Below are 12,921 nucleotides of genomic sequence, written 5' to 3'. Positions count from 1 at the left end.
CAGAGCTTGGTGCTTGAAGTTATATCTTCAAGCACCAAGCCACTACATTTACTTGCCGATACAGAAGCGGCTGAAAATCACACCGAGCAAATCGTCCGATGTGAATTCGCCTGTGATGCTGCTCAAACGTTCTTGCGCCAAACGCAATTCTTCCGCGAACAGATCGAGTGCCGGATCAGTTGTTTCGCTATCGTGTGCCGCATGTTGCGCTGCCATTTCCAGATGATCGTGTGCTGCTTTCAACGCGATCAAATGACGTTCACGTGCCAGATACAGCGACTCACCAGTTTGCTGCCAACCTACCAGTCGCAACAATTCGGTACGCAGTAAATCCATGCCGAGCAAATCAGTCGCCGACAAATAGATATGCGTTGCATCCGGCATGCGATCAATCGCTGGTCTGTGGCCGGAGAGATCGATCTTGTTCCAGATGCGCATCACAGGCACGTTGGCCGGGAAGCGTTCAACGATTTGTTCATCAGCACGTGTCGGGCCACGATTGGCGTCCAGCATGTGCACGATGACATCGGCCGTTTGTACTGCAGCCCAGGTGCGTTCGATACCGATGCGTTCGACTTCATCGCCAGCGTCAGCAGCATCACGGATGCCGGCGGTGTCGATCACGTTAACTGGTATGCCTTCAATCTGTATCGTTTCGATGACCTTGTCACGTGTGGTACCGGCTATCGGTGTGACGATGGCGACATCGCTGCCAGCCAGCGCATTCAACAGTGACGATTTGCCGACGTTGGGTTGGCCAGCGAGCACGATGTTCAAGCCGTCACGCAACAAGGCACCTTGCGATGCCTGGCTGAAAACGTTGCGCAATGCTTCGCGTATGCCGTCGAGCTGGCCGCGTGCATCGGATTTTTCCAGGAAGTCGATTTCTTCTTCCGGGAAATCCAGCGTGGCTTCAACCAGCATGCGCAGATTGGTGATCTTGTCGACTAACTCTTGTATGGTTTTTGAGAATGCGCCAGACAAGGATTGCGATGCCGATTTGGCCGCAGCTTCAGTGGACGCTTCGATCAAATCGATTACGCCTTCGGCTTGTGCCAGATCCAGTTTGTCATTCAGGAAAGCGCGATGTGTAAATTCACCCGGTTGCGCCAAACGCAAACCGATTTCCGTACCTGCTTCCAGACAGCGCGCGAGCAGCATTTGCAACACGACGGGACCGCCGTGGCCTTGCAACTCCAGCACGTCTTCGCCGGTGTAGGAATGCGGTGCCTTGAAATAGATCGCCAGACCTTGATCAATCACGCTGCCATCGGCATTAACGAAGTTGGTGAAAGTGGCGTGACGCGGCTGCAGTTCGGCACCTTTGGTGGCGCACACTGCCTCGATCACGGAAGAGAGATTTTTACCGGAGACGCGTACGACGCCGATGCCGCCACGGCCTGGTGCGGTGGCGATTGCTGCAATAGGGGAAGAGTCAAAGTTCATGCAGCAATTCTATAGGTTGTTCAGATGTTTTAGGCAACAAAAAAGCCCGTAAACAACACGGGCTTTTTTTATTTGCGGTAATCGATGATTACCGGTGCAGATTTAGTTCACGATGCCCATCTTTTTGCTGATGGTCCATTGTTGCGCAATCGACAGGATGTTGTTGACTACCCAGTACAGCACGAGGCCGGCAGGGAAGAAGAAGAACATCAGCGAGAATGCGATCGGCATGAACATCATCACTTTAGCCTGGATAGGATCTGGTGGTGTTGGGTTCAGCTTGGTCTGGATGAACATCGAAATCGCCATCAAGATAGGCAAGATACCGATCGTCAGATGGAAACCGAAGATGTTGTATGCACCGAACAGAACGTCTGGTGAAGCCAGATCGGTGATCCACAGCCATGGCGCATTACGCATCTCGACGCTGGCCAGCAATACCCAGTACAGCGAAATGAAGACTGGAATCTGAATCACGATAGGCATACAGCCGCCCAAAGGATTGATCTTCTCTTTCTTGTACAGCTCCATCATGGCCGCGTTCATCTTTTGCGGCTCACCTTTGTACTTGGTACGGATTTCGGTCATCTTAGGCGTGACCAATTTCATCTTCGCCATGCTGCGATAGCTGGCAGCCGACAATGGGAAGAAGGCCAGTTTGATGACGATGGTCAGGACGATAATGGTCCAGCCCCAGTTGCCGAGCAATTGGTGAATCTGAATCATCAGCCAGAAAATCGGCTTGGCGATAATCGTCAACCAGCCATAATCCTTGACCAGTTCAAAGCCAGGAGCAACTGCTTCCAGACGTTTGGATTCTTGCGGGCCGGAGTACAGCGTCGCATCCATCGATTGGGTTGCGCCAGGAGCGACTGCGCCCATAGGCATGATCGCGCCAACTGCGTACAGATTGGTTGCCAGTTTCTTGGTGAAGTACTCACGTGGCACATCAGCAGGTGGTACGAAAGCGGAAACGAAGTAATGCTGCACCATCGCGATCCAGCCGCTGTCAGCTTTCACAACGTGGTCGATTTTGCCTTTTTCGATTGATTCGAAAGTGACCTTCTGGAATTTGTCGGTGTTCGAGTAAATAGCAGGACCGGTGAAGGTGCTATAGAACATCGATTCATTATTCAGCTTGGAACCGTCGCGTACCAATTGCAGGTACAGCGATGGGTTGATAGCCGCAGCAGTATTGTTCACGACATCGTGTTTGATATCGATCTTGTATTCACCGCGTTTAAAGGTGAAGGTCTTGATCAGCTTGACGCCGCTTTGTTCAGCTTCCAATACCAGTTGTACCTGGTCGGAATTATCCAGTGCGCGTGGACCTGGACGTGCTGTAAATACGGACTTGTGATTCGGGTATGCGCCGCCGATCAAACCGGTTTGGCCGAGATAAGTGCGTGGCGGAGTGGAGTCGAACAGCACGACATCTTTGCTCGAATCCGAGCTTTCGTGATGCTTCAACAATTCCAGATGGCGGATTTCGCCGCCGGCGGTATCGATTTCGACTTTAACCAGATCGGTGGTGACCGTGATCAGTTCGCTTTTGCTTGGCGCTACGCCATCCGGCACGCTGCCTGCGTTAGCTGCATGTCCGCTGGAGGTCGGTACATCTGCAGTTGGCGCTGCTGCCGCTGCGGTGCTGCCGTCGCCCGCTGCTGCAGGTTTAGCTGCTGCTTGCGTGGTCGGATTGTCGAAGAAGATCGATGGTTTGCCGGTGTAGCGATTGTAGTTGTCCCACAGCATCAACAGTGAAAACGAGAACACAACCCACAGGACGGTACGTTTGATATCCATAAGTGTCTTAATCAGTAATCAGGAATGGCCGCAACCGCAAGCGGTTGTAGATGAAGTTTTGGATGATGATTTTTTCGGTACCGGATCAACTCCACCGGCATGCCACGGATGGCATTTGCACAGGCGCTTGGTCGCGAGAAAACTGCCCTTCCAAGCACCATGCTCTTCGAGCGCTTCGATAGCGTAGCTAGAGCAGCTTGGATAAAAGCGGCAGTTCTGTCCGAGAAAAGGGCTGATACCCAATTGGTAAGCGCGTACCAATAACTGCAGGATCGTTTTCATTTGCTTGCCTCCGGCAAACACTGCGAAACACCTTGATGCAGACTTTGAGAAGCAAACAGTCGCGTCAATTCTTCCCGCAATGCGACTTTCAGGCTGGCCGTGGTGGCGGGCCCTTTTTTCGTATTGACAGGTTGCGACAGGCGAACGATGCAATCGATGGACGGCAAAGCCGTTTGTCGGAACAGTTCGCGCGTCACGCGCTTGATGGTATTACGTGTCACGGCGCGAGGCGCAAGGCGTTTGGCAGCGACCACACCCAAACGGGCGTGCGGCAAATCGGTTTTGCGCACATAAAGAACAAAGTGCGCAGTACGTTGCACGGGTCGCAAACGAAAAACGGATGAAAATTCATCCGTTTTAACGATCCGCCGATCGCGTGCAAAGTCGAGCGAACGATCGCCGGTCACGCCATTCGCTTAAGCAGCGAGGCGTTTACGGCCTTTGGCGCGACGTGCATTGAGCACAGCGCGGCCACCGCGGGTTGCCATACGGACGCGAAAGCCATGGGTGCGCTTGCGGCGAACGACGGAAGGTTGGTAAGTACGTTTCATGTTGGTCTCGCTAATCAGCAAATAATAAATCGGAACATCACGCGCCCGTCGCCAAATTTCTGGGCAGCTGGTGCATGCTGATGCCTGACTGGCGACAACACAACTTACCAACATCCTGGGTAGTGAACCCTGAATTAGACAGCATTTTCTGCTTCCCTGTCAATCACTTAGCATACTTTTGCTGAATTAGTACTTATTGAAATAAGCGTCCAGCCTGTGGATAACTTTGCTCAGCAAGGGTAGAATAGCTGCAACATGTGGCGCGCCGACCGGCATATAAATAGACCACCCATGGCCGCCGCAGCATTACCCTCGAACAAATTCACGTAGAAGATTCATGGAAAATTTCTGGCAGACCTGCTCCGCCCAGTTGGAGCAGGAGTTGACGCCTCAACAATATAGTGCGTGGATCAAACCACTCGCGCCGCTCGATTACGAGGATGGCACGTTGCGGATTGCCGCGCCGAATCGTTTCAAGCTGGATTGGGTCAAAACCCAATTCGCCAGCCGCATCACGAGTATCGCTGCACAATTTTGGGACATGCCGGTAGACGTTCAGTTCGTACTTGATCCTCGCCTCAATTCGCCGAAGAAGCCGGCCGCACAAACCAGCAGTGTCGCCTCATCGCAATCTGACGAAGTGCCGTCCAATGTACTGGAACCTATCCCGTCCAGTGCCGCGGAACAAACTCCGCGCCGCGATCAAAGCCGTATTAATACAGCACTGACATTTGACAGTTTCGTTACCGGTAAAGCCAACCAGTTGGCGCGCGCGGCAGCGATTCAGGTTGCCAATAATCCTGGTAGTTCCTACAACCCGCTGTTCTTGTATGGCGGCGTTGGCTTGGGTAAAACCCACTTGATACACGCCATCGGCAATCAGGTTCTGGCCGACAATCCTAACGTAAAAATTCGCTACATCCACGCAGAACAGTACGTTCGCGACGTAGTGACTGCTTACCAACGTAAGGGCTTTGACGATTTCAAGCGCTATTACCACTCGCTCGATCTGTTGCTGATTGACGACATCCAATTCTTTGGCGGCAAGAGCCGCACGCAGGAAGAATTCTTCTATGCATTTGAAGCGCTGATCGCTGCCAAGAAGCAAATCATCATCACCAGCGACACTTATCCGAAAGAAATTACCGGCATGGATGATCGCCTGATTTCACGTTTTGACTCGGGTTTGACGGTGGCAGTAGAGCCGCCTGAGCTGGAAATGCGCGTTGCCATTTTGCTCAAAAAAGCGGTGCAAGAAGGCGTGACCTTCTCCGATGATGTGGCATTTTTTGTTGCCAAACATTTACGATCCAACGTCCGTGAGCTGGAAGGTGCACTGCGCAAGATTCTTGCTTACTCCCGTTTTCATGGGAAGGACATCACGATTGAAGTTGTCAAGGATGCACTAAAAGATTTGCTGTCGGTACAGAACCGCCAGATCTCGGTAGAGAACATTCAAAAGACCGTGGCGGACTTTTTCAATATCAAAGTGGCGGATATGTATTCCAAAAAACGCCCTGCGAATATTGCGCGACCACGCCAGATAGCGATGTATCTTGCCAAAGAATTAACGCAAAAGAGCTTGCCGGAAATCGGCGAGTTGTTTGGCGGACGTGACCATACGACGGTCTTGCACGCGGTACGCAAGATCGCCGCGGATCGGGGCAAGAGCCCGGAATGCAATCACGAGTTACACGTTTTAGAACAAACCTTAAAAGGTTGATGGGTAAATCGCTGCTGCCTATCGTCCTGTGGATAACTTTGTGGATATCCTTGGGATAAGCGGTTGATAACAGGTGAATAAGTAAGAAGCGGGACAAAATCGCGTCAAACCGGCTTTTAGACGAGGGTTTCTGTCAAAATACGGGGTGTCGTTACCAGTGCTGTTCAGTTAAAAATGCCGCACCCTACTTTGCCCTTTTATATAGGCATGAACGGGATGACGGCCAAAAAGAATACTGGGTGGCATCAAGTTGACCCGCATCTATATGAATAAGTAAGTTGCAGGTTGTGCGCATCAGGCATTTGTTTCACTGAATACCGCATTCGTTTAACTATCGATAAGGATCTAACTATGCAATTGGTCAAAACCCAACGAGACGCGCTGCTACGTCCGCTGCAGATCGTGAGTGGTATTGTCGAGCGTCGGCACACATTGCCGATTCTGGCCAATATCCTCATACGCAAGGATGGCGAGAGAGTCTCATTCCTGTCGACCGACATCGAAGTGCAAATCACCACGCATGCACAAGTCGGTAGCGGCAATGAGATTGCATCAACCACGGTAGCTGCACGTAAATTGCTCGACATCTTGCGCGCCTTGCCGGACTCCGGCGATGTATCGCTGACGCTGGCCAACAAACGCATGACCGTGCAATCGGGCAAGTCGCGCTTTGCTTTGCAAACTTTGGCAGCGGAAGAATTCCCTACCGTTGCGCAAGCCGAGCAATACAACGCAAAAGTCACGCTGCCACAAAAAACATTGAAGCACCTTTTCAACATGGTGCACTTCTCGATGGCGCAGCAAGACATCCGTTATTACCTCAACGGTTTGTTGCTGGTAGTCGATGGCAAGAACGTGATTGCAGTGGCCACCGACGGTCACCGTCTGGCTTTCTGCCAGGTTGAAACCGATCAGGAATTCGCGCGCCAAGAAGTCATCATCCCGCGTAAAACCATCATCGAATTGCAACGCCTGCTGGAAGATACCGATCAGCCTGTCGATCTGGAAATCGCCAACAACCAAGTCAAGCTCACGTTCGGCGATATCGAACTGATTTCGAAATTGGTCGAAGGCAAGTTCCCGGATTACACCCGCGTCGTACCTAAGGGTTACAAGAACAACTTCACGATCGGCCGCGATGCTTTGCTGCGTTCGCTGCAGCGCGCTGCGATCATGACGTCCGACAAGTTCAAAGGTGTGCGTTGCATCATGAGCCCGGGCAGCATGAAGATCAGTTCGACCAATGCCGATCAGGAAGAAGCAGTCGAAGAAATCGAAATCGATTACGGTGGAGATAGCGTCGATATCGGCTTCAACGTGACCTATTTGCTGGACGTATTGAACAATCTGAAAGGCGACAATATCAACATCGCCCTCGGCGACGCCAATTCATCCGCACTGATCACCGTGCCGGATAATCCTGACTTCAAATACGTCGTCATGCCGATGCGTATTTAAGCCTCAAAATAAGAGTCAGAAAAGGGGATAAATCGCTTTAAAAACAGCGGTTTGTCCCCATCTAAGAAAGTGACGCAAAGCATGATTGCTACCTTTGTTTTCTTATGAGATAAAGGTGGTTAGGCTTTGCAGTAGTAGCACTGATTTGTAGCTTGTTTTACAGCAATTTTTTGTAGTTAAGTTATTTGCAAGCATGTGTGAGGTCAAGCCAGCCAGCGCGGTAATCCGCGCAAGCCCGCTCTTTTCCTTCCAGGAAAAAGCCGGATAGGTCAGCCTCTTTGAGTAACCGCCAGGTATTCAAACCCGCCTTCCGCTTTTTCTCTTCTCGATCACCGCGCGGTGACGAGAGAAGGCCTAAGCTCCCACTGTTGGCAATGACTTAGTAACCGTTTTTTAAAGGTAGCCATGTCCGCGATCCCTAACGACAACACCCCGCAGTCGCAATCCGCTCAATACGGTGCGTCTTCCATCCAGATCCTCGAAGGGCTGGAGGCAGTGCGCAAGCGCCCAGGTATGTACATTGGCGATACGTCGGACGGTACCGGCTTGCATCACTGCGTGTTCGAAGTGCTGGATAACTCCATCGATGAATCGCTGGCCGGTCATTGCACCGAGATCCACGTCACCATCCATTCCGATAATTCGATCTCCATCACCGATAACGGTCGCGGTATCCCGACCGGCATCAAGTGGGACGACAAGCACGAGCCTAAACGCAGTGCGGCAGAAATCGTCATGACCGAATTGCACGCAGGCGGCAAGTTCGATCAAAACTCATACAAAGTCTCCGGCGGTTTGCACGGCGTTGGTGTGTCTTGCGTCAATGGTTTGTCCAAACTGTTGAAGCTGACGATACGTCGCGATGGCAAAAAACACGAGATGGAATTCGTCCGCGGCGTACCGCAGAATCGCCAGATCGAAACCATCGACGGCATGGTCGTCTCGCCGATCAAGGTTGTGGGCGATACCGACAAGCGCGGTACTGAAGTCCACTTCTGGGCCGATGAAGAAATTTTCAACAATGTCGAGTTCCACTACGACATTCTGGCCAAGCGCATCCGCGAACTGTCCTTCCTGAATAACGGCGTCAACATCAAGTTGAGCGATCAACGCACCGGCAAGGAAGAAATTTTTGCGTTCGAAGGCGGCACACGCGGTTTCGTTGAATACATCAACAAAGCCAAGAGCGTTTTGCATCCAACGATTTTCCAGGCAACTGGCGAACGTTTGTCCGATCAAAACACCAACATTACCGTTGACGTCTCCATGCAATGGAACGACGCCTACAACGAACAAGTGCTCTGCTTCACCAACAATATTCCACAACGTGACGGCGGCACCCATCTGACCGGCCTGCGCGCTGCGATGACGCGCGTCATCAACAAATACATTGAAGAACACGAGTTCGCCAAAAAAGCGAAAGTCGAAGTCACCGGCGACGATATGCGCGAAGGTCTGACTTGCGTCTTGTCAGTCAAAGTACCTGAGCCAAAATTCAGCTCGCAGACTAAAGACAAACTCGTATCGAGCGAAGTGCGCGGCCCGGTTGAAGAGATCGTTGCCAAAACATTGAGCGACTACTTGCAAGAAAAACCAAACGACGCCAAGATCATTTGCGGCAAGATCGTTGAAGCAGCACGTGCGCGCGAAGCAGCACGCAAGGCGCGCGACCTCACCCGTCGTAAAGGCGTGATGGACGGCCTCGGCCTCTCCGCCAAGCTGGCCGATTGCCAGGAAAAAGATCCAGCTTTGTGCGAACTCTACGTAGTCGAAGGTGACTCCGCGGGCGGCTCGGCCAAGCAAGGTCGCGACCGTAAGTTCCAGGCGATCCTGCCACTGCGCGGTAAAGTTTTGAACGTTGAAAAAGCGCGCTTTGAAAAAATGCTCGCCAGCGAACAGATCACCACACTGATCGCAACGCTCGGCACCAGCATCGGTGCGGACGAATTCAATATCGAGAAGCTGCGTTATCACCGCATCATCATCATGACCGATGCTGACGTCGACGGCGCTCACATCCGCACCCTGCTGCTCACGCTGCTGTATCGCCAGATGCCGCAACTGGTCGAGCGCGGCCACGTCTACATCGCGCAACCGCCGCTGTATAAGGTCAAGCACGGCAAGGATGAGCGTTATCTGAAGGATGACGTGGAAGAAGCCGTCTACATGATGCAGATTGCATTGAACGATGCAGCATTGATTCCGTCGGAAGGCGCAGCGCCTATCAGCGGCGATGCGTTGGCTGAACTGGTACGTCAATACAACACAGCCAATGCCATCATCAATCGTCTGACCCGTGCCGTTGATGGCGCAGCCCTCACCGCCATCATGACCGGCGTCACGCTGGATCTGAGCTCGGTAGCCGCAGCGGAAGATTCGGCGCAGCGTTTGCAACAAGGCATCAACGAACCATCGGTGACCGTGACTGTGAAGTCGGATGAATTGTCCGGCAAACACACCTTGCGTATCAACCGCATGTACCACGGCAACGTCAAAGCCAGCAGCATCGACAGTGACTTCGTCACCGGCGCAGATTACACCGTACTCGCAGCTGCTGCAGCAACCTTCAAAGGTTTGATCGGCGCAGGTGCAATGGTGCAACGTGGCGTTGGCGAAAAAGCCAAAACCATCGGCATCAACGACTTCCACCAGGCGATGAACTGGCTGCGCAGCGAAGCAGAACGCAACGTCGGCAAGCAACGCTACAAAGGTCTGGGCGAGATGAACCCATCGCAACTGTGGGAAACAACCATGGATCCAACCGTGCGCCGCTTGTTAAAAGTGCAGATCGAAGACGCGATTGCAGCGGATCAGATTTTCACTACCCTGATGGGCGATGATGTAGAACCACGTCGTGCGTTTATTGAGTTGAATGCGCTGTCTGCTGGGAATATTGATATTTGATTTGTGCAAGACTGTAGGTTTTCACAGATAATGAAAAATTAATCATTGGCGTGAAAAAAATTATGCACAAAAGATGAAGAATATTGATTAAATACTCGATCTATCGAAAAAAAGGACCCTATGGGTCCTTTTTGTTTTTCGGTATGTGCAGGTGCTAGGATTTTAGATGCACTAAGGTACTTACTGATAAATCCAACTTTGTAGCCGATGAGTCTTGAGTATGGGGCGCTCTACGGACTCTGGATAACACTCAGCCTCTATCGCTACGTTCAGCTAATCAAACTAGTCAGGAACTGAGATCGTTGAATTGCACCAAATACTGACGCGGAATTTGCTCAGAATTCTGACCCGCTCAGTTAATGATATTTTGAGATTAGGTAGTTGCTAATCGGGTCTTTTTTCCTTCTCGTGTTGATATGCTCGGAGAGTTGATCCACTGATCCACCACCCACTGTCTGGCGAAGGCTGCGATCCGCTAATACGACCCCGCATACCCCAATGAGCGCAAGTCGATTTGCATCTGTATAGGATGCGACGTTGCTTGCGTGACTTCGTTACCTCAGTCTTTAACGAGGCGCAAAGCTTGAGCGCGTACTTGTCGAGAGAAGTCGGAGAACGCCGATCAGCGTAGGCCGGTTCGATAGTTACAGCGAGTAGCTAACACCTGACTGTATTTCGAGAGATCTCCAATCGTTTGGATACCTCTCTCAGGGACAAGTGGTCACGAAGGTGGCAGTGTCGTAGAATTACAAGGAATGCCACGTCTATTATTTCAATCTATCTCTCACTTTGGTAAGTAGGATTGTGTTCTAAACGTGGGTCAGTTTTCGATGCAAATCAACACTCCCTGCTCTTCTTGAGCGGAGTTAATTCTGAGGCGTGAAAATCATTTTACGTTTGATGCTTACTTAGCAGATTCTGCAACAGGTCGCTCAGCTCAGACACATTCTCTGCTGTAGCCAGCGCCCCGTTGAAATTATAGCCTTCGGTAAATTTCGATCGCAATACAATGCATGGGATGTGAGCAGCTCTTGCGGCAGCAAGCCCGCGAGGAGAGTCTTCAATTGCAACGCACTCAGTCGCTTGTAGATTCATCTGCTCCAGGGCCAACAAATATGGTATTGGAGAAGGCTTGACTGCTTTTGATTCGTCTGCCGTAACCACATTCTCGAACAATTGCCGAAGGCCTGACCGATTATGAGATAGTTCGAAATGATGTCTATTGGCACCGGTCACTACGCCCATCAAAACTTTGGGTTCTAACGAAAGAAACAAACTTCTCATTTCATCGCTGGTAAGAAAATCACTATTTTTCTCAAGCTCATCAGAATAAAGTTGATCTCGTTGTTGACGTATTCGTGCTAGTTGGTCCGTTGAAAATTTCTTGTTATCAAACAGATGCCAGGCAGCGCGGTCTGTGAGGAGATACCAATCAAAAAAATCACGCTCGCTGAAATTCAATTTGTACTCGGCAAGAGTTCTACCCATCACTTCAAAAAAAAGTTTCTCAGTGTCGACTAGAACACCATCGTTATCCCATAAAATTGCTCTTATAGACATGATATAACTTTCAGAAGTTAGCTATTGCGAATTGACTGAGGCGACAACCTAGAAGCGATGGTTGGGATTTGAAAAGTCAAATCTATTGCACCGACAATTAATTTTTCATATCGAATTTTTTGGAGTGCGGGACAGTCTTGGTTGAGGCTTTGAAGGATGTAAGAAACTTCCTCAAGTAACGAATGGCCGAGCATATCGAGTACATAGTTTATGTTCACTGAAGGAATATCTTTTCCTCTAAAAGAATGAAATCCTTCGAGAACAGAGCGAAAATTTTTGATGTATTCATCTTGGGGATATGGATTTCCATCTGAGTTGATGATAACCATGTTTCTGATAGCAATGGCGAGCTCTAGTTCGCAACTAGCCATTCCCGATCGCTCAAAATCTATAATCGCGTGCGGCAAACCATTCGAACTAAAGATTACATTTGAAAACCGTAAATCGGCATGAATTAGTGTAGTACGCTCTTGCTTGAGCAACATCTTGTAACTATGGCTGGATAATTCATTTATCGAAATTAGTTTGTCCACAACGTATGGCGAGAGGTAATTTAGTTCGCCAGCTTTTGCTTTTTCTATAAAGTTAATTAAAGTTTTCACCTCCTCTGCAATATCCAAAAAGGGGTCGCCGGGAGTGGGAATAAATTTTGGGACTCGCGAAAGCAAGCTTACAGACTGAGCGCATGCCTTTCCAATCGATAATGCGAGACCTTCTTCAATAGAAAATGAGCCAAAAGGCTTTCTAGAAAATCCTTCTATAAAATTCGTCAGAAGACCGATATTTTCATTCGATCGCCCAATAAGTGTTCCACTTCGTGTCAAATTTAGATGTGGAACACTAATTGGCGGAAGTCGAATAGTACCTAAGAACTTTAAGAGATTTGCTTCCGACTCAAGCTTCTGTGACATCGCATTAAACAAATGCAATACGAATTTTTCATTTGAGGAGGTCTCGACCAGATACACAAGTCTAGATCTCCCTTGGGTGATTCTATTGACAGAGCGTACATTGATCTTCCACCGATTCTCGATGAGAGATTTAAGATTTTGTTCACTCAGATGAGGCAAGGCCTCAATTCTCGGTAGATGTCGAAGCAGAGTGATCTCGCAAATGGATAAAGTAAATTTCAGTTGATAAGCATCTTAGATGCCCAATACAGATATACGACGTAGTGATTGGCAGTGAATTTCG

10 protein-coding genes are annotated in these 12,921 nt (G+C 50.1%); 3 read left to right on the top strand and 7 right to left on the bottom strand.

Features of this window, described 5'->3' with window-relative positions:
- Positions 1-48 precede the first annotated feature (48 nt).
- The 5 genes from mnmE to rpmH form a co-directional block, all read right to left on the bottom strand.
- Positions 49-1,446, bottom strand: coding sequence for a tRNA uridine-5-carboxymethylaminomethyl(34) synthesis GTPase MnmE (gene mnmE, locus AC07N2_RS04035; protein WP_494777122.1), 1,398 nt, complete (start codon positions 1,444-1,446; stop codon positions 49-51).
- A 102-nt stretch (positions 1,447-1,548) separates the two neighbouring features.
- Complete coding sequence (gene yidC, locus AC07N2_RS04030) at positions 1,549-3,249, bottom strand: membrane protein insertase YidC (protein WP_494777121.1); 1,701 nt, start codon at positions 3,247-3,249, stop codon at positions 1,549-1,551.
- An 18-nt stretch (positions 3,250-3,267) separates the two neighbouring features.
- Complete coding sequence (gene yidD, locus AC07N2_RS04025) at positions 3,268-3,531, bottom strand: membrane protein insertion efficiency factor YidD (RefSeq protein ID WP_076592766.1); 264 nt, start codon at positions 3,529-3,531, stop codon at positions 3,268-3,270.
- Positions 3,528-3,938 (bottom strand): ribonuclease P protein component, encoded by a 411-nt coding sequence (rnpA, locus tag AC07N2_RS04020; RefSeq protein WP_494777120.1) that lies wholly within the window; start codon positions 3,936-3,938, stop codon positions 3,528-3,530. The genes yidD and rnpA overlap by 4 nt, the downstream gene beginning before the upstream one ends.
- 9 nt (positions 3,939-3,947) lie before the next feature.
- Positions 3,948-4,082: a 50S ribosomal protein L34 gene (gene rpmH, locus AC07N2_RS04015; RefSeq protein ID WP_011872825.1), complete on the bottom strand. Its 135-nt coding sequence runs from the start codon at positions 4,080-4,082 to the stop codon at positions 3,948-3,950.
- Between the two features lie 337 nt (positions 4,083-4,419).
- Here rpmH and dnaA point away from each other — a divergent pair, with 337 nt between their 5' ends.
- From dnaA to gyrB, 3 genes are all read left to right on the top strand, one after another.
- The gene (dnaA, locus tag AC07N2_RS04010) at positions 4,420-5,805 is read left to right on the top strand and encodes a chromosomal replication initiator protein DnaA (protein ID WP_494777119.1); all 1,386 of its coding nucleotides are present in this window, start codon (positions 4,420-4,422) and stop codon (positions 5,803-5,805) included.
- A 351-nt stretch (positions 5,806-6,156) separates the two neighbouring features.
- Positions 6,157-7,263, top strand: a complete 1,107-nt coding sequence (dnaN, locus tag AC07N2_RS04005) for a DNA polymerase III subunit beta (RefSeq protein ID WP_494777118.1) — start codon at positions 6,157-6,159, stop codon at positions 7,261-7,263.
- A 405-nt stretch (positions 7,264-7,668) separates the two neighbouring features.
- Positions 7,669-10,167, top strand: a complete 2,499-nt coding sequence (gyrB, locus tag AC07N2_RS04000) for a DNA topoisomerase (ATP-hydrolyzing) subunit B (protein ID WP_076592762.1) — start codon at positions 7,669-7,671, stop codon at positions 10,165-10,167.
- Between the two features lie 891 nt (positions 10,168-11,058).
- Here gyrB and AC07N2_RS03995 read toward each other — a convergent pair.
- Together AC07N2_RS03995 and AC07N2_RS03990 are read right to left on the bottom strand one after the other, a co-directional pair.
- Positions 11,059-11,727: an HAD family hydrolase gene (locus AC07N2_RS03995; protein ID WP_494777117.1), complete on the bottom strand. Its 669-nt coding sequence runs from the start codon at positions 11,725-11,727 to the stop codon at positions 11,059-11,061.
- Between the two features lie 17 nt (positions 11,728-11,744).
- Positions 11,745-12,797 carry a phosphotransferase gene (locus AC07N2_RS03990; protein WP_494777116.1) on the bottom strand — a complete coding sequence of 351 codons (1,053 nt, stop codon included), beginning with the start codon at positions 12,795-12,797 and terminating at the stop codon, positions 11,745-11,747.
- Positions 12,798-12,921: the final 124 nt, after the last annotated feature.

This window comes from Herminiimonas sp. GW821-FHT09C12 (genome assembly GCF_059416385.1).
This window is presented reverse-complemented; position numbering and strand designations above follow the sequence as displayed.

Bases quoted from the DNA above. Each gene is read 5' to 3' on its own strand.
- mnmE (WP_494777122.1), bottom strand. From the start codon at position 1,446: ATGAACTTTGACTCTTCCCCTATTGCAGCAATCGCCACCGCACCAGGC.
- yidC (WP_494777121.1), bottom strand. From the start codon at position 3,249: ATGGATATCAAACGTACCGTCCTGTGGGTTGTGTTCTCGTTTTCACTG.
- yidD (WP_076592766.1), bottom strand. From the start codon at position 3,531: ATGAAAACGATCCTGCAGTTATTGGTACGCGCTTACCAATTGGGTATC.
- rpmH (WP_011872825.1), bottom strand. From the start codon at position 4,082: ATGAAACGTACTTACCAACCTTCCGTCGTTCGCCGCAAGCGCACCCAT.
- dnaA (WP_494777119.1), top strand. From the start codon at position 4,420: ATGGAAAATTTCTGGCAGACCTGCTCCGCCCAGTTGGAGCAGGAGTTG.
- dnaN (WP_494777118.1), top strand. From the start codon at position 6,157: ATGCAATTGGTCAAAACCCAACGAGACGCGCTGCTACGTCCGCTGCAG.
- gyrB (WP_076592762.1), top strand. From the start codon at position 7,669: ATGTCCGCGATCCCTAACGACAACACCCCGCAGTCGCAATCCGCTCAA.
- AC07N2_RS03995 (WP_494777117.1), bottom strand. From the start codon at position 11,727: ATGTCTATAAGAGCAATTTTATGGGATAACGATGGTGTTCTAGTCGAC.